Here is a 26429-nt window from a genome sequence, read left to right on the forward strand (position 1 = left end):
TTCGCAAGCGGAGCAGGTGCCCCAGAACAGTGAAGATGCTGTGTCGGATCCGGCCGAACAGCCCCCTCAGCAAAGCGCCGACAGTTCGCAAGATCGGGCACTGAATCCGCTGGAAGAACTGGCGGCAGGCCCACAAGAGGATGGATTGCCGGCTGGTGATATGAAGCCAAGGGTCAGCGTGCAACGCGGCGCCAATCCGGCAGCGACTGACGAGGCTGCCGAGATTGAAAAAGTGCGTCAAGAAGGTCTCACCGCACGGCAGCTGCGGATGGCACGACGCGTTGCGCAAAAACACGGTGTTCAGACAGACGACGATCACGTGGCCGTCTATCACCTGCGACAGGCGGGAATTGATCCGTTCAAGCGGGCCAACATGCTTGAACTGGTTGAGGGAGAGGGCGACCGAAACGCCGCCAACTTACCGCAACCCGTCGCGCAGCCCAGCTTGCCCGCACCAAGCGTGCTCGACGCGGCCGAGCGTGCGCGCTCGGTCATGGATATCCAGCGTGACATCGCCCGCAGGCGCCGCCGCAAATTACAGATGCTGCTTCTGCGACTGGCATTTTTCGTTGTGCTGCCATCGATCATAGCCGGGTATTACTATTTCAGTGTCGCCACCCCGATGTATGCAACAAAGTCCGAGTTCGTGATCCAGCAAGCTGATGGAGCCGGAGGCAGTGCTGCTGCGGGGCTGTTTGCGGGGACAGGCCTTGCTTCAAGTCAGGACAGCATCGGTGTTCAGGGCTATCTGACCTCGCGTGAGGCGATGCTGAGGCTGGATCGTGATGTGGGCTTCAAGTCGCATTTCAGCGATCCGTCGATTGACGTTGTGCAACGGCTCGATTCCGATGCAAGCAATGAAACCGCATATAAGGTCTATCGCAAGCGGGTGAAGATCGGTTTCGATCCGACAGAGGGCATCATCAAGATGGAGGTGATTGCCGCCTCTCCTGAAGTCAGCGAACAATACTCGAAATCCCTGATTGCTTACGCGGAAGAGCGTGTCGACAATCTGACCCAACGCAAACGCGAAGATCAGATGCAGGGTGCATTGGACAGCTATGAAGAGGCCGAAGTCGAGATGTTGGCGGCTCAGGATCGTGTGTTGAAACTGCAAGAAAACATGGGCGTGTTCGATGCGACTTCGGACGCATCCTCGCTGATGTCGCAGATCAATACCTATGAACTGCAACTGCAGGATAAGCGATTGCGGTTGGACCAATTGCTGGACAATGCCACCCCCAATCAGGCCCGAGTGGATGGTGTGCGCGGGGATGTTGCGCGGCTCGAAACCCTGATCGCCGAACTTCGCGGGAAGCTGACGGATACAGGGGGTGAAAACGGGTCACTGGCATCCATCAGTGGCCAGTTGCGGATCGCACAAACCAACCTCGAAACACGCACGATTTTGATGCAGCAGGCGCTGCAACAGCTCGAGGTTGCCCGGATCGAAGCAAATAAGCAGACCCGCTATTTGTCGACCAACGTAAGCCCTGTGGCGCCGGATCAGCCAACCTATCCCAAAGCGTTCGAAAACACGCTTCTGGCGTTCCTGATCTTCTCTGGGATCTATCTGATGCTGTCGCTGACCGCATCGATCCTGCGTGAACAGATCTCGTCCTGATATGCGCGAGGTGTCGATTGGCCGTGTACGCTTTGGCAACCATCTGCCCCTGTCGGTGATTGCAGGGCCGTGCCAGTTGGAATCGCGCGACCATGCGTTGTTCTTGGCTGCGCGCTTGAAGCAGGCCTGCGACACCGCTGGTGTGGGATTTGTTTTCAAGGCTTCCTTTGACAAGGCCAACCGAACCTCGGCGCAGGGAAAGCGTGGCCCGGGTCTTGAGGATGGGCTCGAGATGCTGGCAGCTGTTAAGTCCGACGTTGGCGTGCCGGTCCTGACGGATGTGCATGCACCAGACCAGTGCACCCCAGTGGCCCAGGTCGTGGATGCACTGCAGATCCCCGCCTTTCTGTGTCGACAAACCGATTTGCTTGTGGCCGCTGCGCAAACTGGAAAACCCGTCAACGTGAAGAAAGGTCAGTTTCTGGCGCCGTGGGATATGGCGCATGTGGCGGACAAGCTGGTGTCATCTGGGAATGATCAGGTCCTGCTGACCGAACGGGGGACGAGCTTTGGGTACAATACGCTCGTCACGGATATGCGGGGGCTGCCACAGATGGCCGCGTTGGGCCATCCTGTGATCATGGATGCCACACACGCCGTTCAAATGCCGGGAGGGCAGGGGGCTTCTTCGGGGGGGCAGCGGGATTTTGCGCCGGTTCTGGCGCGGGCCGCTGTGGCCGTCGGTGTTGCTGGCGTCTTTATCGAGACCCATCAGGATCCCGATACCGCGCCGTCGGATGGCCCAAACATGATTCCCTTGGAGCAGATGCCAGCGCTTTTGAAGGATCTGGTGGCGTTCGATTGTCTGGCCAAAGCGCGCCCCAATGCGGGGCTGGCCGACTGATCCTGCGCGCACCACCTTGGTGATCAACGTCTTTAGAACAGCATTTCTCATCCGCTTCCAAGGTAGGTGCAGACCCAAAGAATTCGCACAAGAAGTCGGTCCACCAAAATTCCTGCAAGAACCGGAATTTTAGGCTTGCACCCTGTTTCCGCTTTGGCTAGTTAATCGCGCACGGTTGGGGTGTAGCCAAGTGGTAAGGCAACTGTTTTTGGTACAGTGTACCGTAGGTTCGAATCCTACCACCCCAGCCAATCATTCCCGTCTCAAATCCCGTCACGCGTTTCTCGCGAGTTCATCGCGCGATTTCCGTGCGTTGCGGCGTTGCGTTTTTCCCTGAGACGCATTTCCCGGACGAACTTCTTCGATATTTCCCAGGGCAGTGTCAGAAGAACTTAGGTTGAAGCGGGCAGGGCGCGGAATAAGGGACAGTCATGCTGGCCTAGCTGAGACCGGTTGGAATTTGTCTGACACCACATTCGATTTTACTGCTCAAAGAAATAAGGCCTAAACAACCCATTCCTAGCCAACTTTAGCCTTTGAAAACGGTTTTTTAGGATCATATCCGAACAGGCTCAGACTGAAAAAACCAATGGTGCAAACGCACACCCACAACAGCGCCACGGGTTCGAGTCGTTGATAAAGCGCGAAGCGGATAAGTTCGACCGCGTATGTAAACGGGTTCCAGACCACCACCGCCGCAATATGCGGAGCGTTTTCCTGCATGCGCCACAGCGGATAAAGCGCGGTGGAGAGGAAAAACATCGGGAAGATGACGAAATTCATGACGCCTGCGAAGTTTTGAAGCCTGCTGATCATGGCGGACAGAAAAAGTCCCATGGCTCCTAACATCAGCCCTACTAAAAACAAGGCTGGTAGCAATGCAAGGTAACCGCCCCACTGCATACGAATGTCAAACACCCAGGCGATTGCGAGAAACACCACACATTGCAGAGCTGACACGAGCGCACTTGCCAGAAGTTTTGCCAATAGAATCCACCAACGCGGAACTGGCGCGGTAAGCAAAAGCCGCATAGATCCCATTTCCCGGTCATAGACCATAGAAAGTGAGGACTGCATCGCATTGAAAAGTACAATCATCGCGCAAAGACCGGGCACGATATAGGTTTCATACCGAATATAGGTCTCGTAGGGCGGAATGATCGACAAGCCGAGTGCCGCACGAAACCCTGCCCCGAAAATGAAAAGCCAGACAAGCGGGCGAACAAGTGCGGCGAGAAACCGTTCACGCTGGTGCAGGAAACGCAAGAGCTCGCGAATGATGATGGCCTTAAGACATGTCATCATAGCTGCGGTCTTTCGTGGCCTGCATAGTGCTGTGAAAGCTTTTCTGCGCCTCCAAGCTCTGCAAATCCACCGCGACTTGCGATCTGTCCGGCTTGCAGAACGATCACCTCGTCTTCGGGCCAAAGCTCATCCAAAAGGTGGGTAATCCAAAGGACGGTCACACCCCGAGCGCTCATCGCATGCACCGAGTCAACGATAGCTTGCTTGGAGGCGGGATCGAGCCCCGTGGTGGGCTCATCAAGCAGCAGGATCTTGGGGTCGGGTAACAGCGCACGCGCGATTTCCAACCTGCGGCGATGACCGCCATTCAAGTCGCGCACCGAGCTTCTTTCGCGCCCTTCCAGACCAAGTTGCGCAAGAAGCTTTTGGATCCGGTCGCCGGGCTTTTTCATCCCGTGCAGCCCCGCAAAATAGCGCAGATTCTGAACAACCGAGAGCTCTAGGTCCAGAGCCGATTGCTGAAACACCATACCCACGTCGCGCAAGCCTGCTCGTGTTCGTGTCGTAGATTGCCCCATCACGCGGACGTCGCCGCGATCCGGCAGCAATAGGCCGGCAATCAGATTGAAAATCGTCGACTTGCCGGCCCCGTTGGGCCCCAAAAGAGCGGTAAACGACCCCTCGGCCAGTCGCAGCGAAAACTGCGACAGCACGGTGCGGGACCCATAGCTTAGATCCACATTTTCAAGGACCACGGCGTCTGTCATTCAATTTCGATCTTTATCGCTTGGCTTTCGCCGGTGCTGCCCGGAATGCGCAGCTCGTACCTACCGGGTCTGATCGCGACGAAGCCGATCTCCATCGTGCCAGCGTCATCGAACTCGACCGAATGGAGCGCATAGGGGCGGATTTCCAACCCTTCGATGACAACCTCGTCAACCCAGATTGCGCGGAAGAAGTCGTTGCCCGCAAGCCCGATTTCTCCTGATCCATCTGCTGTAAACTCGACCTCGTAGTATTTACCAGATTTCAGCTTCCACGGCGCATCAGCAAGCGGTTCACCCACGGACAGGATGACTTCGGGCAAATCAACCTTGTTCGAACCCGAAAGCAGCCCCGCCATACCAAGGCCATCAGCATCGTCGTCTGCGAATGCGGTGCTTGCGGCAAGCATACTGGCGAGAACTATGGCTTTTCTCATGTGATAACTCCTCAGTTGGTCGGACGTGCAACCGCGCCCCAGGGGAAACGGCCCACCTTGATGGATTTAATGGCTTTGTTGGTGGCAAGATCAATGACGCTCACGTCGCCAGAGACACCATTGGTGGTGAACAGTTTCGTACCGTCTGGCGAAAACGCCATGTGCCAGACCCGGCGCCCCACCAGAACATAATCAAGTACTTCGTAAGTCGCCGTATCGACGACAGCGACGTGGTTAGAGGGGCCAAGCGCCACATAGGCAAGGCTATTGTCCGCGTTCAGTTCGACCCCGACTGGCTGAACCTTGTCAGGATGCACGCCGGTGATTTCAAACGCGATCTTGGCGATCTGGCTTTGGTCAGAAGTGTTGAAAATGGCGACCGTACCGCCGATTTCCGAGCTGACCCATAGTTTCGAGCCGTCGGTTGTGAACTCGGCATGGCGTGGGCGCGCATCCACCAGTGTGTTGGCGTAGATGGTGTTGGTCTCGGTGTCGATCCAATGCGCCATGTTGGTGGTTTCCGATGTGGTAATCGTGGTCTTGCCATCCGGACTGACCGCCATGCCTTCGGGTTCTACCCCCACGTTGATCTGCGCGATCACGTGATGGGTTTCGGTGTCCACCACGGTTGTCACGGCATCATCTTCATTGGCGATGTAAAGCAGCTTGCCATTGGGGTGTAGCGCGAATTGTTCGGGATCTTCACCGGACGGCAGATCGTGGATGATTTTTCCGGCCTCGACATCCAACACCTGCACTGCATCGGAATCCGAGGCGCAGATGTAGAGATATCTGAAGTCGCTCGAGAATAGGATGCCGCGCGGACGCTCGCCCACCTCGTATTCTTTCACGACTTCCAGCGTATCAACGTCGATCACGGAAATTGTATCGCTTTTTTCGTTCGAGACCCAGATCTCATCACTTAAGGCTGCGGCGGGCATAAGTGCGATCAAAGCCGCCAGACAGGTGTTCAATTTCATTGGCTCATTCTCCAAAGGCTTTGCATTGGCTTTCGGGTGCATCAGCTCCAAGGCTGTCCAGCTCGTTTCTGGCGTGCAGGAACCCTTCAAGCGGGGCCATTGCGACAAGAGCCGAGGCGTGTGTCAGCCCAACAGGCTGGCGCATTTGTCCGTTCCAGCTGCGAAACGAAAGAGGGCGACCCTTGAACCCAGCCAGTTCAATCCCGTCCAGAAGGTAGGATCGGATGGCATCAAGGTTTGCGAAATTCGTGCGAAGATAGGCTTCGTCCACGGCGCGCAGGGCTGCCCAGGCGGCATAGTCGATGTCCTGCATGTTGCGTCCGGCCAGATCATAAAAACGGCTTTGCAGCTGTGCAGCCCCCCATTGTTCATTCACGTGCGACCAGCCAGTGGCACGAAGGCCATCGCCCCCCAGAATGGGCCTTGGCAGCCACGTGTTATAAGCGAGGTATCGGGCGAAATCATTTTGCTCGTCGGCTACGAACAGCACGTCGTAGTCACCAAGCTTCTGCGTCAGCAACGGAACTTCCGCAGCAGCCTGCCTGCGCAGGTCGCCGTCCAGCACCCAAGGCTCTTCTTTTCCGAAGCTCAGGCCGAACTTGCGCGACGCATTGTGCAGCGCGTCGGCAAACTTGCCGTCCTCAACAGTATTTCCCGAGACAAGCGCAAGCTTATCCCAGCGCTTCTTCAGCACGAACTGCATCAGCGCGTCCGCACGCATCGCGTAGCTTGGCAGAGTATGAAGCAAGCTCGCTCGGCAATCCGCGCCCCTTAGGCGGTCATCATAGGACCGCACGTTGAAGAAAAGGCGCGCCTCGCTCTCATCGACAAGTGTGAGCATTTGCTCGGCGCTCATGTCTAACAACACGAATGGGGCGTCGCTGGCATGAAGCGCGTCGCGCGCGCCTGCAAGGTTGCCCTCGTCCAGATCGATGAGCTCCATTGCAAACTGATAGCCCATGAAGCCACCGGTGGTGTTGTTATCGGCAACCGCAAGCTCTGCCCCGGCACGCCCAAGGTTGTCCGGGGTGGGGTCGAGATTCGAGAGGACAGGGCGTTCAGGCGCCGCAATTCTCAGATAAAGAACCGAGATTTTGCGCATGTTTTCACCGGCTTCGACCAGTGTTGACGACAGGACAATCGCCAGAAGGCAAAACCACAGTTTCATTATGTTTTTCATCTCGTCCTCCCGCAACACAGTCTGTCCGACGTAGTCGGGTTCGAAAAGTTGGACCAAGGTCGAATAGAGCCGTCGCCGCAAGCCTTCTACAAATCATTAAAAGTTTGGAGGAGACGTGATGAAATTCTCGAAAATATTGCTTGTGCCGCCGTTTGTATTGGCCGCTGCCGCAGCCTTTGCCCATGGTGACGTTGCCCCGCAGGCGGTGGACACGGCTGGCCTTCCCGATCTTGGGGAAGAATGGCTTGAAGAAAACCCGTGGCGCGACCCAGCAAGCGAGAACTGGCAAGCCGCCATTGATATCGGCGCATCGGGCTATAACCAGAACTGCGCACGTTGTCATGGGTTGGAAGTCGTTTCCGGCGGCTTGGCCCCTGATCTGCGCTATCTCAGCGCGGATTGGGATGGTGACGAATGGTATCTCGAGCGTTTCCGCTATGGCATGACCCAGAACGGGATCACCAAGATGCCCGCCTTCGGAGATCTTCTGGGTCAGGAGGCCGCATGGGCCATCCGCACCTACGTTGAAACCCGCCCTGATGACGGTGCTTTTGACGACTATCAGACACGCCTGTCTGCAATTCGCGATCTTTTGAAAGACCGCGCAAGCGAGGTCGAGGGTGGTGTTGATGTAGCGTCCCTTGGCGATGAAGTGGCCGCACTTCGGACTGAACTGTCCGACATCAACGCCTCTGCGGAAACCGGCTCCGACGCGCCGGTCGCTGAATCTGCTGTATCGCGCGCAGCAATTGCGCTCGATGGCAGCGCCGCCAGCTTCGCAAAAGCTGCCGAGCTTCTGACCATCGGCCTGTCAGCGGCACATTGATCGTTTTGCGTTTTGGCATCCATATAGCATTGGTGCTTGGCCTTCTGGCCGGCACCGCTCAGCACGCCTTGGCAAGATGCGAAGATTTGGCCAAAGGGTATGGGGATGTGATCCCGAAACGGTCGGACACACGGATCGACGTCGGACAGGATTATGACACGATCCTTGAGCGCGGCTATCTGACCTTCGCTGTCTACGAAGATTTTGCGCCGTTTTCCTGGGAGGAAGCCGGCAAACCCAAGGGCATCGACATTGAAATCGCGCACATCATCGCCGAGGACATCGGCGTCGAGGCGCGTTTCAACTTTGTCGCCGCAGATGAGAACGTGGATGCAGATCTGCGCAATCAGATCTGGAAGGGGCCTTTGATTGGCGGGCAGGTGTCAAACATCATGATGCACGTTCCGTACAGCAAGGATTTGCAGTGTCGCAACGAGCTGGTGGTGCTGAACGGTCAATATTTCAACGAAACCCTCGCAACCGCCTATCGAGTCGATGTGTTCCCCGATGATCCGCCCACCACGCCTTACTATCGGTTCCATAAAGTGGGCGTTGAAAATCACACGATCTCGGATTTCTATCTGTCGAACTTCAATGGCGGAATGTTGCTTTCGAACATTCGCCACTATCCCGATCACAAAGATGCTTTTGCCGCGATGGGAACCGGAGAAGTGGACGCGGTGATGGGCGTGAAGAGCATTCTGGAATATCTCGATCAGAGCGACGAAGTCGATGTGGCCACGCCACCTCTTGTGAACTTCGCGCTCGACACTTGGACGCTTGGGATTGCCGTGCGTCACAATTTCCGCGAGCTTTCCTATGCGGCGGATTATGCGATCGCGGATGCGCTTGCTGATGGGCGGATTGCAGCAATCTTTGCAAAATATGGGGTGAGCCACGCGGCCCCGGACTATTAACCCAGCCGGATCATGGTGCCGCCTTGGCTTTCCAGCCAGACTTTCGCAATGCCCATCTCTTCGAAATCCATCGCTTGGATCTTTTCCTGCGGTATAAGCGAGAGCGCCGTGGAATACGCATCGGCAAGCGCCGAGGTCCGTGCCTGAACCGTGACGGTTTTCCAAACGGGCTCCCCTCCAAACGGTTGCACGATATGGGCCTGACCATTGGCGCGCGTCATCGCGCCTGGCGCACTGGTTGCAAGCCCCAGATTGTTTAGGTCGGTATGCGTCAAGCGTTTTGCTTCACCGTTTTCAACCCCCAAGCGCCAATCGCCATCTCCGGCTGCGTATTCGCCAAGATTGACCAGATGCGCCGAGTGACCTTGGCGGCGCAGAAGACGAGACAGCTGATCACTTGCATATCCTTGCGCGATGCCATTGAGCGTCAGCGCCGTATCCGGGTTTTCATATCGGATAATGTCCCTTCGAACTTCGACAGTCTCAAACCCAGAGGGGCGCGTAGGAAGCCTATGCTCTGCGCGCCATACCGTCTGGATGGTGGGGTCAAAGACCCCGTCTGTGAGGTTCCAAACCTCTTTGGAAATTTCTAAAAGTTCAACCAGATCCTCGGGCGGATCTTGAAGCTTTCCATCCCGGTTCAACCGTGAAATTGCCGAGTGGTGTCGGAACAGGCTGAACACCTGTTCAAGCCGGTCAACTTCTTTTTCGATTGCTGCGAAAATACCTTCGTACTCATCGCTGCTGTCGTGAAAGATCACTGACAGATCGGCACCAAAGCCGCGCCCGCGCCACTCGCGTTGGCTTGGATTGTACCGCGTCAGGGCCAATGTCCCCAGCGCTGCTGCCCCAAGCTTGATAACATGTCTTCGCTGCATCATGACGCCCGCGCCCTTCTTTTGTCGGTCACGATCAGCGGCACGCACTTGTTGCGGTCTTCGGGTGGGACGTGGTGCGGGTGAAGCACGGTGTGTTGCAGCGCGCAGCCTTTGAAGAGCCGGGCGGCGACAAACTGCGCGAATGGATCGATGCCTGTCCGAACCAGGAATACTCGGCGCTCACCTTCATGGGCGGAGCCGTCTGGCGCAAGCGATTGATGGACGATCTAGGAGATCAGGGCGATGTCTCGGCCTTGATCGAGCAGCGCAGCGACGATGAACTGGCGGCCTTGATGGAGAACCTCGGCGGCAACTGCGTCCAGACCATGGCCCAGACCTTCGACACCATTGATCACGACCGCCCCACCTGCTTCCTGGCCTATACGGTGAAAGGCTGGGGGACGCCCATCGCAGGCCACAAGGACAACCATGGCGGGCTGATGAACAACACGCAGTTCGCCCAGTGGCAAAAGCACATGGGCGTGGCAACGGGCGACGAGTGGGAACCGCTGGCCACAGTCGAAAACCCCGCCGCGCTACGTGATTTCCTGTCCAAAGTTTCCTTCTTTGCCAAGGGCACCCGGCGGTATCACGATGACAAGCTCGCCGTGCCTGCCATCGACATTGATACCTCTCGCGAAATCTCGACCCAGATGGCCTTTGGCAAGATTCTGGATGATCTGTCGAAGGGCGACAGCGATCTGGCGGCACGGATCGTGACCACATCACCGGACGTGACGGGGACCACAAACCTTGGCCCGTGGGTGAACCGGCGCAAACTTTTCGCACGGTCCAGACAGGCAGACGCCTTTATCGAGCACCGCATCCCCTCGACCGCGAAATGGGAATTCACGCCGGAAGGTCAGCATATCGAGCTAGGAATCGCCGAGATGAACCTGATGCTGCTTCTGGGCGCCGCAGGCCTGTCGCATTCGATCTTTGGCAAGCGGCTGATCCCCATCGGTACGGTCTATGATCCATTCGTAGCCCGCGGTCTCGATGCGCTGAACTATGCCTGCTATCAGGACGCCCGGTTCATCCTTGTGGGCACCCCATCTGGTGTGACGCTGGCCCCGGAAGGCGGGGCGCACCAATCAGTCGGATCGCCCCTGATCGGGATGAGCCAGGACGGGCTTGCCTCGTTCGAGCCCGCCTTTGCAGATGAGCTTGCGGTGATCATGGAATGGGCCTTCGATTATCTTCAGCGTGATGGTGAAGGCGACCCGGACGAGCGCACCTGGCTGCGTGATGAAACCGGTGGATCTGTCTATTTGCGCCTGACCACGAACCCGATCGAACAACCCGGCAAACGCCACGACGACGCGTTCCGACAGGGGGCCATCGACGGCGCCTACTGGCTGCGCAAACCCGGACCGAATTGCGAGGTCGTCATCGCCTATCAGGGCGCGGTTGCCCCCGAGGCGATCAAGGCGGCTGGGATGATCGGTGAAGGGCGCCGGGATATCGGCGTGCTGGCCGTGACCTCGGCTGACCGGCTCAATGCGGGCTGGACAGCGGCCCAACGGGCCCGTTCACGCGGCAATAAGGCGGCACAGGCACACATCGAGAGCCTGATGGCCGATCTTCCGCCCCATTGCAAAGTCATCACCGTCATTGATGGCCACCCGGCGACGCTGTCCTGGCTTGGATCTGTTGCCGGTCATCAGACCATCCCAATGGGTGTCGAGCATTTCGGCCAAACCGGCACGATCGGCGATCTATATCGCCATCACGGCATCGATGCCGACGCCATTGTCGAAAAGGTAAACGGCTTGACGGACGGGAAGCATGTGCACCGCGGTAACTTAGCGGGCTCAGCCCACAAATAAACTCACACCAAAGCCGCCATTCGACCTGCAAAGGCGATTGGCGGCTGCCCGCCCTTTTGAGAGATGCCGCGGATTTGGCCGAAGGTTAGAATGCGCTCATCGTGCCTGAAAGTGCCCCGTTTGGTACCCCCGTGTCCCCCAAAGCCTGAGCTCGGAGGGGGGGAGGGTGTCGGGGTCGTCTTCGGTCCTGCGTGGCCGCGATGCGAGAAATCGGAAACGCAGGCAGACACGCTTTGGGCCATTACTTGAGCAACCGGATCGAGTATTCGCACCTCCCGTTTCGACGACGAACACGATCCATGCGCCGCTTTCGCCGAATGCGAAGTTTGCAAGAGTTCGTGGCCTCAGCGCAGAATTAAGGGCAGTCATACTGGTCTAGCCGGGTTTCGTTCGAAGCGGTCTGACACCACATGTCTGACTACACTTAATTGATTACTTGGCGTTGAAAACAAACAGGGTTTCACCGTTGATTTTGTAGTCATTGATCAACGCTTTCGCTGTGTCAGATACAAGCCACGCCTCCAGTTTAGCCGCAAGCTCGGTCTCTACGTGCTCGTGCTTATCCGGGTTCACGGGCAAATAGGCGTATTGGTTGAACAGGATCGGATCGCCCGCATAAAGCAGCGCCAGATTGCCTTTATTTCCAAAGTTCAGCCAACTTGCCCGATCTGCCATGATATAGGCGTCCAAACCAGCGGCTGTATTCAATGCTGCACCCATGCCGGCCCCGACCGCTTTGTACCACGCGCCTTCGGGTGCGATCTCGGCCGCCGCCCACAGGCTAAGTTCTTTCTTGTGGGTTCCGCTGTCATCCCCGCGGCTGACAAAGGGGGCTTGTGCGGTCATGATGCGTGCCAACGCGTTAGCTGCGCTTTCTGCTTCTGCCACATGCGCGGCGTCGGTCGATGGGCCGATAAAGACAAAATCATTATACATGATTTCGCGGCGATGGGTGCCGAAGCCACCGGCCAGGAAGCCATCTTCGGCTTTGCGAGAATGCACGAGTATGGCGTCCACGTCCCCGGCCTCGCCCAGTTTAATCGCTTGTCCTGTACCAACGACTAGAAGCTGAACCTCGATCCCAGTGTCTTCCTTGATCCGAGGCAGCAAAATGTCGGACAGACCCGAGTTATGGAACGACGTGGTGACCGCAAGCTTCATCTCGTCCGCGATCGCTCCGGTTGCCAGAAGGGCTGCTGAAAGGGCGGCGAAAATGGTCCGTTTCATTCTACGATGTCTCCTTTGAGAAATGCTTGTGCTTGTGGGCTGGCCGAGCCCCCGAAAAACATTTCGGCTGAGCTGTGCTCGTGAATGTTCCCGTTCATAAGAAACAAGACCTCGGTTGCCAGCCGCCGGGCCTGCCCCATGTCGTGTGTCGACATGATCAGCCGGGTGCCTGCCGCTGCCGCACGGGTCAGAATCTCTTCGATTTCACGGGTGGCGCGACCATCAAGCGAGGCGCAGGGTTCATCTAGGAACAGAAGTTCAGGTCGAGTAATAAGCGCGCGCGCAAGCGCCAGTTTTTGCCGTTCACCGCCAGACAGGTACGGTGCGGGACGGTCTAGCATATCGGCCAGCCCCACCTCTGTTGCTGCTTGGGTGGCACGGTCACGGGCCTCGGACCAGGAAGTGCCAGTCAGCCGCAGCGGATAGGTCAGATTGCCCAGAACGGACCGGCGCATCATGATCGGCTGTTGAAAAACGAATGCCTGATGGGCACGGGCCTCTTCCGGCGGGCAAGCCCAGCGAATGCTGCCCCCCCCAAGTCGCGCAATGCCATGCATCATACGTAGAAGCGATGTTTTACCGGCCCCATTCGGTCCGATGACGACGGTGACGCCTTTGGCCCGCAGTTCCAGATTCACGGGGCCGACAAGGACTTTGCCAGAGCGGCGTAGCGTGGCGCCTTCAAGCGTAACGGGGAAAAGATTGCTCACCAGCGCCCCCCCCGTTCGGTGCGGCCGATCACATGGATGGCAAGATTTACTGCAATAGCCATGGCAATCAGAACAAAGCCTAGGCCAAGAGCCAGCGCGAACTCACCCTTCCCGGTTTCAAGCGCAATGGCGGTGGTCAGGACACGTGTGTGATGGTCAATATTGCCGCCCACGACCATGATCGCGCCCACCTCGCCTATGGCGCGACCAAACCCGGCCAATGACGCCGTCAAAAGTGCCCGACGTCCGTCCCATAACAGGGCCTGCACCCGTTGCGCCTGTGTTGTGTTCATCGAAATCAGAAGATCGTGATAGTCCGACCAAAGCTCGCGCAGGGCCTGGTGGGCAATGGAGGCAATCAGCGGCACGATGATAATGACTTGTGCAATGATCATCGCCGTGGGTGTGAACAAAAGGCCCAAGACCCCAAATGGTCCCGACCGACTGAGCAGCACATAGACAATCAGGCCCACGACGACTGGGGGAAGCCCCATTAACGCGTTCAGAACAGCAATTGTGATCCGTCGCGCGCGAAATCTGCGCACCGCCAGAAGCGCGCCAAGCGGCAGCGCAATGGCCGAGGCGATAACAAGCGCCGTCAGCGTGACATATAAAGACCTTAGCGTGATTTCCACCAGGTCCGCGTCAAGCGTGACAAGTAGCCAAAAAGCCTCGGTTATCCCGGACCATATTTCCAAGATGTCATCCTTCAACGCGTTTCATCGGAACGGAGTCATAATGTCCGACCTGCTGTGGCTCGATCAACCATATCTTGGGCAACAGCAAAACCGATTTCTGGCTAAGAAACGGCGTATTGGACATTTTGACCGTCCCAAATCGGGCCAGAGCTTCGCGGCCTGCCAGATCGACCAATCCGTACATCGCCGTGTGGTGACGGCACCGACGCGCGCGGGCGAGTCTGCTAATCTTGTTTGGAGCGTTGGCAGAAGCAGGAAAGGAATCAATTTGAACTCTGTCCGCCTGAAGCTTTTGGGGCTGCTTTTTGCCGTTGCTGATGTTGCTGGCGATGGCGTGCTGGACCACGAAGAATAACGAGCTTCTGATTTAGAAAGTCGATAGCGATCTTCGCATTGCCGAACAATGTCTGGGTCGCATTCTGACGGGAACCGGGGCAGGGGACGAGATCCTCTCATACCGATATCCCCTTGGCCGAAGACTTGGCGGCCTTTCCCCAGCTCGCAAGCCGCGCGCATAGGCGAACAGGACCGAAAGTTATCAGACCTGTCCGGGATTCTCATGCGGTTTAGCCCAGAACTGCCTTCACTGCGGCAACCGCTCCTGCCACTACCTGGTCGGCCTCTTCGTGGGTCAGGCAGAAGGGGGGCGCAAATCCAAGGATGTCGCCTTGTGGCATGGCGCGGGCGATAATTTTGGATTGCTCCAAGAGCTTGGCCGAAATCTGCGGCCCGATCTTGTCGGCAGCGTCAAAGAAAATACGGCTGTCCTTATCCCTAACAAATTCAACCGCGCAGAGCATCCCTTCGCCGCGTACGTCGCCGACATGGGCGTGGCCGGCCAGCGCTGAACGCATGGTTTCGTTCAAGTAGGTACCGACCTCGCCCGCCTTCTGCACGAGGTTCAAGTCATCGATCAGCTTCAGGTTGGCGACGCCTGCCGCCGCGCCGATCGGGTGCGCCGAATATGTCCAGCCATGGCCGATCGGACCGTTTTCATCGGTGCCTTGCTCAAGCACCTTCCAGACCCTGTCCGACACGATCGAGCCGGACAGCGGCGCATAGGCCGAGGTCAGTCCCTTGGCGATGGTGATGATATCGGGTTCCATACCGTAATGGTCCGATCCAAACATGGTGCCGAGGCGGCCAAAGCCGGTGACCACCTCGTCGGCGACCAGAAGAATGTCGTGCTTCTTCAGCACTGCCTGAATGGCTTCCCAATAGCCTGCGGGCGGGGGCACGATGCCGCCGGTGCCCAAAACTGGCTCGCCAATGAAGGCCGCGATGGTGTCTGCGCCCTCCCTCTCGATCAGTGCCTCAAGCTCGGCCACGCAATGGGCGACGAACTGCTCTTCCGTCTGATCCAGATTGGCGCGGCGATAGTAATATGGCGCTTCGGTGTGGATCACCTGTTCGACCGGCAGATCGAATTTCTTGTGGAACAGCTCAAGCCCCGTTAGCGATCCCGTCACCAACCCCGACCCGTGATAGCCGCGCCAGCGCGAGATGATCTTCTTCTTCTCAGGGCGGTCCAGAATGTTGTTGTAGTACCAGATCAGTTTGACGTTGGTCTCGTTTGCATCCGAGCCACCAAGACCAAAATAGACCTTGGACATGTTCTTTGGCGCACGATCCAAGATCATTTTCGACAAGGTGATTGATGCCTCGGTGCCATGTCCGACATAGGCGTGGTAATAAGCCAGTTCCTTGGCCTGTTCACCAATCGCCTCGGCGATCTCTTGTCGGCCATAGCCGACGTTCACACAGTAAAGCCCAGCAAAGGCATCCAGCAGCTTGTTGCCGTCACGATCCTCGATAAAGACGCCAGAGGCAGTCTTGATCACTCGGTTCGGGCTTTCACCGCGGGCGTGTTGGGCCAGGTGGGTCGAGGGGTGGAAAAAATTCTCGCGATCCCACTGGTCGAGTTGGTCGTTTTTCAGCATTTGCGTTCCTTTCTTGTCCGTGTGGGATCACGCCCAATCACGGCAGATGTATTTGATTTCGGTGAATTCTTCCATGCCCAGGCGCGCCCCTTCGCGGCCCAGACCAGATTGTTTCGTGCCGCCGAAGGGGATCGGCGCCCCGGTGACCTTGGTGCGGTTCACCGCGACCATGCCATATTGCAATGCGCGGCTCAGTCGGTAGATGCGGCGCGGATCGTGGCTGTGCAGATAGGCGACCAGACCGTACTCGCTGTCATTGGCACGCGCGACGACCTCGTCCTCGGTGTCGAACGGGGTGATGGGGGCAACCGGTCCGAAGGTTTCTTCTGACATGATGCGGGCATCGGCCGGAACATCGACCAGAACCGTGGGTTCATAGAACAGCGACCCCAGCGCGCGGCGCTTGCCGCCGCACGCCAGCTTGGCTCCTTTTTCCAAGGCATCGACCACGTGCTCTTCCTGTTTTTGCACTGCCTTTTCGTTCATCAGTGGTCCGATATCCGGGTCATCCATGCCGTTCCCTACGGTCAGGGCTTTGGTGGCGTCGATGAATTTGGTGCAGAAGTCGTCATAGATGGCGCGTTCCACATAGATACGGTTGGCCCCCAGACAGTCCTGCCCGGACGTGGCGAATTTTGCCTTGATGGTTTCCTCGACCGCCACATCCAAATTGGCGCCCTTGAAGACGATGACCGGAGCATGGCCGCCCAGCTCCATCACCAGCCGCTTCACTGTCTCGGCGGACTGGCGGTACAGCAGCTTGCCCACATCGGTAGATCCGGTGAAAGACAGCGCACGTACGCGCGGGTCGTGTGTCCAAGGTTCTACTACGGTCGGAGCGACGCCGGTGACGACATTGAAGACGCCCGCCGGAACGCCCGCGCGTTCGGCCAGTTCGGCTAGTGCCAACGCGCTATAGGGGGTTTCACCCGACGGATGCGCCACCACGGTGCAGCCCGCTGCCAACGCTGCGGCCGCCTTGCGTGTCAGCATGGCCGAGGGGAAGTTCCAAGGCGTGATCAGGGCCGCCACGCCCACGGGTTCGCGCCACAGCTCAACTTCGGCATCGGGCAGATGGCTGGTAACGCCTTCGATATTGGGGCGCTTGGCCTCTTCGGAATAGAACTCGACAAAGGCCGCGCCATAGTCGATCTCGCCGCGCGCCTCTGAGATGGGTTTGCCCTGTTCCAGCACGATGATACGAGCCAGGTCTTCCTTGTGCTTCAGTTGAAGCTTGAACCAACGGCGCAGAATGGTGGCGCGCTCTTGCGGCAAAAGCGCGGCCCATGCCGGAAAGGCCGCCTGAGCAGCGTCGACAGCGGCAGAGGATTCCTCTGCCGACATCGCCGCCACGTCGCCAAGGTGATCGCCATTGGCGGGGTCCGTTACGGCAAAGCATTTACCCGACTGTGCCGCAACCCACCTGCCATTTATGTAAGAAAAAGAACGTACAAGCGCCTTGTTCTCGATATCTGTACGTGCAGAAAGAGCCGTGTCTGACATCGCCTATCCTCCTCTTGTTGCAGAGGATTTTGCTGGATCTGATAAGAAGAAATCACCAAATTTGGAGGGCGCGCCAGACGATTCAACTGTCATGCATATCGCCAAGCAGTATATCGAAGGGTGCTCCTGCTGGCCCCTTCACTGGCTTGGTCACGATATAGGTGAAATAGCGGGATAGGCCGATGCGTGCGTCCAGCATCTCGTCTATCAGGCGTTGATAGGCATCAATGTCGCGGGTGACGATCTGCAACAGATAGTCGAACCCGCCGCCAAGCGCCCAGCAGGCCACGACCTCGTCATAGCGGTTCATCGCGGCTTCAAACGCCCGGAAGCTGGCGGCGGTGTGATCGGCGATCTCGGCTGCTACGAAAACAGTCACATGTGGAGCGAGCTTCTTGAGGTTGATGCGGGCGCCGTACCCTTCGATCAAGCCCGCTTTTTCCAGTTTTTTTAAGCGCTCCCAACAGGGGGTGGGGGACAGGCCGATCCTGTCGGCCAGCGCAGCCTTGGTGATCCGTCCCTCTTGGGTGAGAACAGACAGGATCTGAATATCGCGCTTGTCTAGCATCATCTGGTCACGCCTGAATGACAGTTCCGGCAGAGCCGAAATGTTTGCGGACATGGGTGGCGATGGCAGTATCCTGCGCACCGGTACCGGTGAGGTCGCAGATGGTGATTGCTTCAAAAGACGTACGGCCGGGTTTGGCCCCGGTGATCACCTCGCCCAGCTCGGCTGGCGTGCCTTTGTCCCAAAGGCCGGCCGTCTTGGCTGCTTCAAGCTCGCCCGAGACCGCGCATTGGCTGACGCTGTCGCAGATATACGCGTCCGCCACGATCAACGCGGCGGGATCGATCTCGTTTTTCCCGGTCTGGTCCGAGCCCATGGCCGTGATGTGCAGGCCCGGATGCAGCCACTCGGCCCGCAGTACCGGTTCGCGCGCGGGGGTGGTGGTGACCACAAGCTGCGACCGGGCGACCAGCTCTGCCGGATCCGTCACCACCTTGGCCTCGATCCCCAGCGCCTTGGCCAGATCGGCGGCGCAGGCGGCAGCCTTGTCCGGAGCGCGGCCATGCACCAGAACCCGCTTGAACGGGCGCACCAGATGCGCGGCGATCATTTGCAAGCGTGCTTGTACACCGGTGCCAATCACGCCAGCGGTGTCCACTGCCTGTGGCGCCAAATGGCGCGCCGCCACGGCGCCTGCTGCGGCAGTGCGCACATCGGTCAGGTACCCATTGTCCAGAAAGAGAGATTCCACCAACCCGGTTTTGGCCGAGAACAAGATCATCAGCCCATTCAGGCTGGGCAGTCCCAGTTTCGGGTTGTCAAAAAAGCCGGGAGATACCTTGATCGCGAACCCGTCAAAGCCGGGAATGTAAGCGGTTTTAACGTCCACCTCGCCATTCGCGTCGTGTAGGTCCATCGACAGGATCGGCGGCATCACCACCTTGCCCGAGGCCAACGCTGTGAAGGCCTGTTCCACCACGTCAACGGCGGTCAGGTCGAGCCCTACAGCCCGCCTTAGTTCCGCTTCGGTGACGATCTGAATGTCATGCGCCATAGGTTTTTCCTTTCACTTCAAGGTCCCCGATCATCACGTCTTGTCCTGTCATGAGTTTCGCGAATGTTGGCATGTCCAGATTGCGCCCCGTAATCACCGTGCCGACAGGGCCGTTTGGTGTGGGCAGTTTGCCCGCCAGCATCGCGGCCTGTCCGACGACCGACGCCCCTTCGGCCACGATGCGATCCTCGTAGAACATCACCTGCATGGCGTGCAGGATTTCGCTTTCGGTCACCAGAATGGTGTCATCCAGAAGATCGCGGCAGATGGGATAGGACAGTTGGTTTTGCAACCCGATACCCCCGCCCAGGCTGTCCGCAAGCGAGGCGAATTCCGGCACCTCGACCGGTTCGCCGGCGCGGATCGATGCATGCATGGCCGCGCCGCGATCCATGGTGATACCGATCACCGTGATTTGCGGATTGATTGCCTTGGCTGCCGTTGCAATGCCGGCTGCAAGGCCGCCGCCCGACAGCGGCACAAGCAGCATATCCAGATCTGGCCGTGCCTCGAGCATTTCAAGCCCAATCGTGCCCTGACCACTGATCACATGAAGATCGTCGAAGGGCGAGATCTCGACCAGCCCCTCAGCATCGCACAGGCGCAGGCTTTCCTGCATCGCTTCGTCCTGCGTGTTGCCGATGATGCGTACATCCGCACCAAGCGCTTTGATCCCGTCGATTTTGGCCTGTGGTACAAGTTCCGACATGCAGATCACCGCCCGCATCCCGCGTCGGTTGGCGGCAAAGCTAACGCCCCGCCCGTGATTGCCGGTTGAGCAGCAGGTCACGCCGCGCACACTGTCCGGCAGCGCCATCACCGCCGACATTGCGCCACGCAGCTTGAATGCCCCAACTGGCTGCATGGTCTCCATCTTCATCAGAAAGTCGTGACCCGCGACCTTTGACATGAAAGGGGACGGGATCAGGGGCGTGTTGTCTGCCACACCGCGAATGCGATGCCGCGCATCAAAAATGTGGTGAAGTTCGAGAGCCATTCCAGTCATCCGAGGTTACCACTTTCCTTGTCTGTCGCGGGTATCCGCAGCTCCAGACAGCGGCCCAAGTAAATGCGACGCGCACCGGTCATCGCCATTTGTGCACAACACCACAGCAAGTTTGTTTTGGTCAATCTTGAAAAACGACATCCGATTGCCGTTAATGTACAATAAATGCACTGTTACTCGCATTTAGCTTGGGTGAGAAGGCACGGGCCTGTCAATGGAATGACTTAGGTTGTGCACAACTGTCCATATCTATTCATGAGGTTGCGATGCCCATCGAACATGCTCCGTTCAGTCAGGCTGAATATGATCGCCGAATTACAAAGACCCGAAAGGCGATGGAAAAAGCAGGCCTGGACCTGCTGTTTGTCACCGACCCATCAAACCAGGCTTGGTTGACCGGCTATGACGGCTGGTCCTTCTATGTCCATCAAGGGGTGCTTCTGGGGCTGGAAGGAGAGCCCATCTGGTGGGGCCGCTCGATGGATGCTCTGGGCGGGCGGCGGACGTGCTGGATGTCTGACGACAACATCCACGGATACGCTGACAATTTTGTGCAATCCACCGTGCGGCATCCGATGCAGGACCTCGCTGGGCATATCCGCGCGCTGGGGAAAGAGGCCGCCCGCATCGGTGTCGAGATGGAGAACTACTATTACTCGGCCAAAGCCCACGCCGTGCTGGTCGAGGAATTGCCAAACGCCACCCTGCAGGACGCGACGGCTTTGGTGAACTGGCAGCGGCTGATCAAGTCCAACGAAGAGATCGGGTTCATCCGCAAGGCCGCGCGCATTTCTGAAAAGGTCATCCAGACAGCGATCGACCGCGCCGCGCCCGGTGTGCGCAAGAACGATCTGGTGGCGGATATTTTCCATGCCGGGATTACCGGTGTTGATGACGATTGGGGCGACTATCCCGCCATCGTCCCTCTAACACCCTCAGGTCTGGACGCGACTGCCGCCCATCTGACATGGGATGGAGCCCCGATGCGCGCGGGCGAAGCGACTTTTTTTGAGCTGTCGGGGTGTTACAGGCGCTACCACGCGCCACTGTGCCGGACGGTCTATCTTGGTACGCCACCGTCCGAGATGCTGGCGGCCGAACAGGCCCAGATCGAAGGGATCTCCGCCGGGCTCGAGGCCGCCCGCGCGGGCAACCGGACGTGCGACATCGCCAATGCGTTCATGGATGTTCTGGCCAAACATGGCATCAAGCGGGAAGGGCGCATGGGCTATCCCATCGGGCTGAGCTATCCGCCGGACTGGGGCGAGCGAACGGCCTCGATCCGGACCGAGGATGATACCGTACTGGAACCCGGCATGGTGTTTCACTTCATGCCTGCGCTCTGGATGGACAGCTGGGGGCTTGAGACGACCGAGACCATCCTGATCACCGAAAACGGACCGGCCGAAGCCCTGTGCAACATGGACCGAAAACTCTTCGTAAAGGACTGATCGTGAGCGCACTTGCAGACACCAAGGCCCTTTTAGAGAAGCTGATCGGGTTCCCAACAGTATCCTCGGACAGCAACTTGGACATGATCCTGCATCTGGCCAAGCAGTTGTCCGCGTGCGGGGCCGAGGTTGAAATCTGGCATGACGAAACCGGAACAAAGGCAAACCTGTTTGCTACGCTGGGGCCGAAACGTGATGGGGGCATCGTGTTGTCAGGCCATTCCGATGTGGTGCCGGTGACCGATCAGGACTGGGCCTCGGATCCTTTTGTGATGGATACGCGCGAGGGCAAATGGTTTGGGCGCGGCACCTGTGACATGAAAGGGTTCATTGCCGCAGCAGTTGCCATGGCCCCGCGCTATGCGGCGCTGGACTTGCAGCGCCCGGTGCATTTTGCCTTCACCTATGACGAGGAAGTCGGCTGTTTTGGCGCGCGTGCGCTGGCGGACACCCTGCGCGAAAAAGGCATCAAACCCGCTGTGGCCATTATCGGAGAGCCGACTTCGATGCGGATCATAGAGGGCCACAAGGGCTGCTATGAATACACCACCCACTTCACCGGGCTGGAAGGGCATGGATCCGGCCCAGACCGCGGCGTGAACGCGGTGGAATACGCGGTGCGCTATGTCTCGAAACTGTTGGAGTTGAAGGCGGAGTTGCAAACCCGAACGCCGGAGGGCAGCCGGTTCGAGCCGCCCTGGACCACCATCAACACCGGCGCACTGGTCGGGGGCGTGGCCCATAACGTGATCCCCGGTAAAGCCCGGATTGAATGGGAGATGCGCCCGGTTCAGCAGTCAGACGCCGATTATGTGAAGGACGAGTTGCATCAATTCTGCGCCCACACACTTATCCCCGCGATGCAGGCTGTACATCCCAAGGCTGGGATCGAGACGGAAGTAATCGGCGAGGTCGATGGGCTTGAGCCGATGGCCAAGAATGAAGCGCGGGATCTGGTGATGGAACTGACAGGTGCCAACGGAGCGGACGTCGTGCCCTTCGGGACCGAGGCTGGCATTTTTCAGGGACTGGGTATGTCGGTTGTCGTCTGCGGGCCGGGCTCGATCGATCAGGCGCACAAGCCGGATGAATATGTCTCGATTGATCAGATGGAGCAATGTCTGGACATGCTTGCGCGCCTCTCGGCCAAGCTGGTTTGACATGCTTAAGGTGTTGGGTGCTTCCGTGGGTCTGGACCTCTGCGCGCCGGGGTGTATTGCATCCCAGCACAATAGATACTGGTCATCAATCGAAGGATCACGCTTGTGAGCTCTGCCATTTTTGAAAACAGTGACATCAAAGCACGTGATCGTTTTGAAATCCTGCATCACGAACTTCGCAATCGGATCTGCCTGCTGGATTACGCCCCCGGCATGCGGCTTTCAGAGACCGAGTTGGCGGAAGAGTTTGGCGTGTCTCGCACCCCGCTCAGACGAGTTCTGGCGCGGCTAGAAGATGGGGGGCTGGTGCATTCGGTCCACGGTGTCGGGACCTTCGTGACCGATGTGAATATCGAGGAACTTGCGCAGACCTATCAACTGCGCATGGAGCTGGCGGAACTGGTGGGAAAACTGTCCCCTAAGCGTCCGGATGCAGCGCTTTCTGTGCGTCTTTCTGATCTGTCACAGCGCGCGAAGGCGCTTGTGCAAAATCCCGAGCCACGCGCCTTTGCCCAGATCAATATGGACTTCTTCCTTGCGCGGCTAGAGCTGTCCGACAACGCGCCACTGCGCGAGATTTCCGAGAGGCTTTACATTCAAACCACCCGGATCTGGCTGAAATCGTTCTTTGCGTCGATCATCGATCTCAACGAAGAAATTCGCGTGTTTGCGCGGGAAGTCGACGAAGTCATTGCCGCGATTGAGCTGGGCGACCTTCAGGCCGCCGCACTAATACAGCGGGCCCATATTTCAATGAGCTATAGCCGTATGAAGCGCTGATGCCCGGTATGGGCGCGCCAAGCAAGCGGTTCTGGAATTCTTGGACTGGCTGAAGGCAAGCCGGTTGGCCCTACTTGACCAAGATCATAGAGCTCGGCCCGGCGCAGTGAGTAGCGTCAACAGAAGAGCGATCTGTTGTTTCCATAAAGCGCGTGGTGTCGCAACGCATCTGGTCGCGGCTAAGGGGACGGCGAATGTAAGATCCGTTTGGGCAGAAAGGACGGGCATTCATTTGCCGGCACAGCCCACGCCTCGGATGCGGCAAAGGTGTGCCGACACGGCTGCGACGCAGACTTGTGGATCTGATCAAGGGAAGGGACTGACATGACAACGGCCATAAGCACTGCACTGATACTGCTGGCCCTTGCGCTACTGCGAAAGGCGGTCGCATCGCGGCGCGCGGCCATTGGGTTTGCCCTTGCCATTCTGGTACTGCTGCTTTTCTTTGTCACACACTATGGCGTGAACGCTCTGACCGGATCGGGCATCGACGAATCCGTCCTCTTCCACGTCGTTGCCGGAATGAAGGGCGCGACCGTTCAAGATTTCAACGCTATCATTGCCGTCGTTGCGCTTTTGGTGGTCGCGGCGCTGATCGTTTCCTATTTTGCATTTCATTTTATTCGCGCCCGCAAGAACGACGCGCCACACCGTTTAGGGGTCTTGGCCGGGACGGCTGCGTTGCTTGCTGCATTTGCCGTGAACCCGACGGTGCTGGACGTCAGTGATCTGGCCTGGAAATACGGGATTGGCGCGCTTGGCGATGGGAACCGGATTGCTGCGCCACCGGAATATGTTGCGATCGACAAGCGTGATGTCAGGGGAACCGACAAGAATGTCGTCCTGCTGTATCTCGAGTCGATCGAGCGCACCTATATGGACGAAGACCTATTCCCCGGTTTGACGCCTAACCTGCTCGCGTTGGAGAAGCAGGCGCTAAGCTTTACCGACATGACGCAAGCAACGTGGGCCAGTTGGACCATCGGGGCAATGGTCGCAAGCCAGTGCGGCATCCCGCTTGCGGGGTCTGGTGCTGGTTCGGATGAGTTCCTGCCCGCCGCGACCTGTATGGGGGACCTGTTGAACGACGCCGGTTATGACATGACCTATATGCACGGCTCGTCGCTTGAGTTTGCGGGCTGGGGGACGTTTTACGAAACCCACGGATTTGACACGGTCGAGGGCGCGGACGATTTGTATAGCGCGCTTGATGACCCGTATTACAAATCTATCTGGGGGATCTACGATGACGCCCTTCTGGATATAGGGGCGCAACGGTTCGATGACCTCGCTGCCCGTGACACGCCGTTCGGACTGGTGCTTCTGACCGTCGACACGCACCACCCGCAGGGCGGTACGGTCTCCAATACCTGTGAAGGCATCACCTATGGGGACGGCGAAAACCCCTTTCTGAATGCGGTCCATTGCGCCGACCACATGGCGGGCGAGTTTATCCGCCACGTCCTTGCAAGCCCCGCGATGGAGGACACGGTCCTGTTGGTAATGTCGGATCACCTGGCCAGGCCGAACTCGGTTTGGGACACGCTTGAGGCCGCAGAGCGCAGAAACCTTGTCATGGCGTTTGGTGCGGGCATCGAACCCGGCAAGGTCGATAAGCCCGGCACGACCTTTGATCTTGCGCCGACCTTCCTTGGTCTGCTTGGCGCTGATGTCGACGCCATGGGTTATGGCCGTGACCTTCAGGGGCCGACCCCGTCCTTGCGGAGCACGACGGCGGACTTGAACCTGCTTCTGGAAGACCATTGGACCTTCCTGTCGTCCCTCGCGGTCTTCCCGCAGCTGAACGCCGGAATCCGGGTCGATGAGGCGGCAGAGAAGGCCTATATGGGCACGCGCTATGTCAGGCTGCCCGCAATCTTCCAGCTAAACGACGATCTCCGTGTTCGGGACATTCTGTATGATCTGGACGACGGCAACAAACTGCCGCGGAAATTATTGGACACGTGGTATGGCGACCGGTTTGTCTGGGTTGATAGCTGCGCCCGGGTCAGCGTCTTCGAAGGGCGCAAGACGACGTTGCCAGCGAAGTATTGCGCCTTGGCCGGCAGCCTCGGAAGCCCGGGCTTGACGTCGTTTCCTTTGGCTGAAGGCGTAACCTTGCCCTTCGGCAGCCTGAAGAATGTGTTTGCGCAGCTGCGGCCGGACCAAGCCTATTTCGACAGCGTTGTGGGCGGGTTCTACAACAACACGTTGCTGATTGATGCGGACGAGGTGCGCACGGTTTCGCCGTCCGGTCTTGTCGGAGACTTCGTCATCCGATCGACCGGCGGTGCCGAGGCGTGGGAAAGCTATGTGTCCAACCGCGCGCAGGGCGATATTGTGTACGTTTATCGCGGGATGACGCTGCTTGGCCTCAATCCGGATGCGGCCCCGGTCAAGATCGCCCACGAAGACACCTGCGCGTGGGGGGGCGCGCTGCCGGACCCGGAGGTGTTGCTCGACACCGGCTTTGGAACGGCCATGGACCGCATGTCCGAAGACTACGGTGCCTTCGTGGTCGTCGTGCATTCGTCGGCTGTGTGCAGTGATCCCGACATTGATTTCGATAGGATCTTCGCGGGTACGGGGTTCAGCCAATGGCGCGACCTTCAGGGGGAACAACCCTATGTCGCGATCCGTGCTGGCAATGGCAATGTCACCGAGTATCTCGGCCAGCCGAGAACCGCGATGGTGCTGGAACTACGCGATTTCGTGCGGCAAGACACCGACGACACCCGACCTTTGGTCCTGCGTGAGGTCGCTGAACCACAGGACGCACCCGTTGTCGCTAAACTGCCTCTGCCACCCCTTATGCAAGCCGACCGCTACCGTTAAGGGCAATCTGCGGAGGGCTGACTGGGCGCCAGA

General features: G+C 58.2%; 23 protein-coding genes, 1 tRNA gene and 2 pseudogenes. 12 read left to right on the forward strand and 14 right to left on the reverse strand.

Annotated elements, in window-relative coordinates; genetic code table 11:
• Positions 1-16 precede the first annotated feature (16 nt).
• The 3 genes from MWU53_RS01890 (at position 17) to MWU53_RS01900 (ending at position 2719) form a co-directional block, all read left to right on the forward strand.
• Positions 17-1624: a capsule biosynthesis protein gene (locus tag MWU53_RS01890; protein ID WP_348647017.1), complete on the forward strand. Its 1608-nt coding sequence runs from the start codon at positions 17-19 to the stop codon at positions 1622-1624.
• Between the two features lies 1 nt (position 1625).
• A complete protein-coding gene (gene kdsA, locus MWU53_RS01895) occupies positions 1626-2468 on the forward strand; it encodes a 3-deoxy-8-phosphooctulonate synthase (protein ID WP_247090504.1) in 843 nt (280 codons plus the stop codon).
• Between the two features lie 176 nt (positions 2469-2644).
• Positions 2645-2719 (forward strand) — tRNA-Gln (locus tag MWU53_RS01900).
• Between the two features lie 268 nt (positions 2720-2987).
• On the opposite strand, the gene MWU53_RS01905 is transcribed toward MWU53_RS01900, so the two are convergent.
• The 5 genes from MWU53_RS01905 to MWU53_RS01925 are packed head-to-tail and all read right to left on the reverse strand — an operon-like array spanning position 2988 to position 7074.
• Complete coding sequence (locus MWU53_RS01905; RefSeq protein WP_247089862.1) at positions 2988-3773, reverse strand: ABC transporter permease; 786 nt, start codon at positions 3771-3773, stop codon at positions 2988-2990.
• Complete coding sequence (locus MWU53_RS01910) at positions 3770-4480, reverse strand: ATP-binding cassette domain-containing protein (protein ID WP_247089864.1); 711 nt, start codon at positions 4478-4480, stop codon at positions 3770-3772. The genes MWU53_RS01905 and MWU53_RS01910 overlap by 4 nt, the downstream gene beginning before the upstream one ends.
• On the reverse strand, positions 4477-4914 hold the full coding sequence (locus MWU53_RS01915; protein WP_247089866.1) for a hypothetical protein: 438 nt from the start codon (positions 4912-4914) through the stop codon (positions 4477-4479). Before MWU53_RS01915 ends, MWU53_RS01910 begins: the two co-directional genes overlap by 4 nt.
• Before the next feature lie 11 nt (positions 4915-4925).
• Positions 4926-5894 (reverse strand): YVTN family beta-propeller repeat protein, encoded by a 969-nt coding sequence (locus MWU53_RS01920; RefSeq protein ID WP_247089868.1) that lies wholly within the window; start codon positions 5892-5894, stop codon positions 4926-4928.
• Between the two features lie 4 nt (positions 5895-5898).
• Positions 5899-7074: an ABC transporter substrate-binding protein gene (locus MWU53_RS01925; protein ID WP_247089870.1), complete on the reverse strand. Its 1176-nt coding sequence runs from the start codon at positions 7072-7074 to the stop codon at positions 5899-5901.
• A gap of 118 nt (positions 7075-7192) precedes the next feature.
• On the opposite strand from MWU53_RS01925, the gene pedF reads away from it, so the two are divergent.
• Together pedF and MWU53_RS01935 are read left to right on the forward strand one after the other, a co-directional pair.
• Complete coding sequence (gene pedF / locus MWU53_RS01930) at positions 7193-7900, forward strand: cytochrome c-550 PedF (RefSeq protein WP_247089872.1); 708 nt, start codon at positions 7193-7195, stop codon at positions 7898-7900.
• Positions 7897-8817: a transporter substrate-binding domain-containing protein gene (locus tag MWU53_RS01935; protein WP_247089874.1), complete on the forward strand. Its 921-nt coding sequence runs from the start codon at positions 7897-7899 to the stop codon at positions 8815-8817. Before pedF ends, MWU53_RS01935 begins: the two co-directional genes overlap by 4 nt.
• Here the strand turns inward: MWU53_RS01935 and MWU53_RS01940 are convergent.
• Entirely contained in the window at positions 8814-9695 is an 882-nt protein-coding gene (locus tag MWU53_RS01940) for an FAD:protein FMN transferase (RefSeq protein ID WP_247089883.1), read from the reverse strand. The genes MWU53_RS01935 and MWU53_RS01940 overlap by 4 nt on opposite strands.
• A 59-nt stretch (positions 9696-9754) precedes the next feature.
• Here MWU53_RS01940 and MWU53_RS01945 point away from each other — a divergent pair.
• Positions 9755-11524 (forward strand): annotated as a pseudogene (locus MWU53_RS01945) (transketolase); the annotation flags it as partial.
• Between the two features lie 179 nt (positions 11525-11703).
• A pseudogene (locus tag MWU53_RS01950) lies at positions 11704-11883 on the forward strand (DDE-type integrase/transposase/recombinase); the annotation flags it as partial.
• A gap of 73 nt (positions 11884-11956) precedes the next feature.
• Here the strand turns inward: MWU53_RS01950 and MWU53_RS01955 are convergent.
• Genes MWU53_RS01955 through MWU53_RS01965 form a run of 3 tightly spaced genes read right to left on the reverse strand, consistent with a single transcriptional unit; the run spans position 11957 to position 14162 of the window.
• On the reverse strand, positions 11957-12751 hold the full coding sequence (locus MWU53_RS01955) for a substrate-binding domain-containing protein (protein WP_247089885.1): 795 nt from the start codon (positions 12749-12751) through the stop codon (positions 11957-11959).
• Complete coding sequence (locus MWU53_RS01960; RefSeq protein WP_247089894.1) at positions 12748-13461, reverse strand: ATP-binding cassette domain-containing protein; 714 nt, start codon at positions 13459-13461, stop codon at positions 12748-12750. Before MWU53_RS01960 ends, MWU53_RS01955 begins: the two co-directional genes overlap by 4 nt.
• On the reverse strand, positions 13458-14162 hold the full coding sequence (locus MWU53_RS01965) for an ABC transporter permease (protein WP_247090511.1): 705 nt from the start codon (positions 14160-14162) through the stop codon (positions 13458-13460). Before MWU53_RS01965 ends, MWU53_RS01960 begins: the two co-directional genes overlap by 4 nt.
• 37 nt (positions 14163-14199) lie before the next feature.
• On the opposite strand from MWU53_RS01965, the gene MWU53_RS01970 reads away from it, so the two are divergent.
• The gene (locus MWU53_RS01970) at positions 14200-14514 is read left to right on the forward strand and encodes a hypothetical protein (RefSeq protein WP_247089896.1); all 315 of its coding nucleotides are present in this window, start codon (positions 14200-14202) and stop codon (positions 14512-14514) included.
• A 211-nt stretch (positions 14515-14725) separates the two neighbouring features.
• Here MWU53_RS01970 and MWU53_RS01975 read toward each other — a convergent pair whose 3' ends face one another.
• From MWU53_RS01975 to eutB, 5 genes are all read right to left on the reverse strand, one after another.
• Complete coding sequence (locus tag MWU53_RS01975) at positions 14726-16099, reverse strand: aspartate aminotransferase family protein (RefSeq protein WP_247089905.1); 1374 nt, start codon at positions 16097-16099, stop codon at positions 14726-14728.
• Between the two features lie 27 nt (positions 16100-16126).
• Complete coding sequence (locus tag MWU53_RS01980; RefSeq protein ID WP_247089907.1) at positions 16127-17602, reverse strand: NAD-dependent succinate-semialdehyde dehydrogenase; 1476 nt, start codon at positions 17600-17602, stop codon at positions 16127-16129.
• 82 nt (positions 17603-17684) lie between these two features.
• Entirely contained in the window at positions 17685-18173 is a 489-nt protein-coding gene (locus MWU53_RS01985) for an Lrp/AsnC family transcriptional regulator (RefSeq protein WP_247089909.1), read from the reverse strand.
• A gap of 4 nt (positions 18174-18177) precedes the next feature.
• The gene (locus MWU53_RS01990; RefSeq protein ID WP_247089911.1) at positions 18178-19164 is read right to left on the reverse strand and encodes a cyclodeaminase; all 987 of its coding nucleotides are present in this window, start codon (positions 19162-19164) and stop codon (positions 18178-18180) included.
• Positions 19154-20161 carry a hydroxyectoine utilization dehydratase EutB gene (gene eutB / locus MWU53_RS01995; protein ID WP_247089913.1) on the reverse strand — a complete coding sequence of 336 codons (1008 nt, stop codon included), beginning with the start codon at positions 20159-20161 and terminating at the stop codon, positions 19154-19156. Before eutB ends, MWU53_RS01990 begins: the two co-directional genes overlap by 11 nt.
• 275 nt (positions 20162-20436) lie before the next feature.
• Here eutB and MWU53_RS02000 point away from each other — a divergent pair, with 275 nt between their 5' ends.
• The 4 genes from MWU53_RS02000 to MWU53_RS02015 all read left to right on the forward strand — a co-directional run bounded on the left by MWU53_RS02000 (position 20437) and on the right by MWU53_RS02015 (position 26396).
• Positions 20437-21621, forward strand: coding sequence for a M24 family metallopeptidase (locus MWU53_RS02000; RefSeq protein ID WP_247089915.1), 1185 nt, complete (start codon positions 20437-20439; stop codon positions 21619-21621).
• The gene (gene argE, locus MWU53_RS02005) at positions 21621-22781 is read left to right on the forward strand and encodes an acetylornithine deacetylase (RefSeq protein ID WP_247090512.1); all 1161 of its coding nucleotides are present in this window, start codon (positions 21621-21623) and stop codon (positions 22779-22781) included. The genes MWU53_RS02000 and argE overlap by 1 nt, the downstream gene beginning before the upstream one ends.
• A 105-nt stretch (positions 22782-22886) precedes the next feature.
• On the forward strand, positions 22887-23561 hold the full coding sequence (locus MWU53_RS02010) for a GntR family transcriptional regulator (protein ID WP_247089917.1): 675 nt from the start codon (positions 22887-22889) through the stop codon (positions 23559-23561).
• A gap of 324 nt (positions 23562-23885) precedes the next feature.
• The gene (locus MWU53_RS02015; RefSeq protein ID WP_247089919.1) at positions 23886-26396 is read left to right on the forward strand and encodes a sulfatase-like hydrolase/transferase; all 2511 of its coding nucleotides are present in this window, start codon (positions 23886-23888) and stop codon (positions 26394-26396) included.
• Positions 26397-26429: the final 33 nt, after the last annotated feature.

The sequence above is a fragment of the Aliiroseovarius sp. S1123 genome, from assembly GCF_023015885.1.
Lineage (GTDB): Bacteria > Pseudomonadota > Alphaproteobacteria > Rhodobacterales > Rhodobacteraceae > Aliiroseovarius.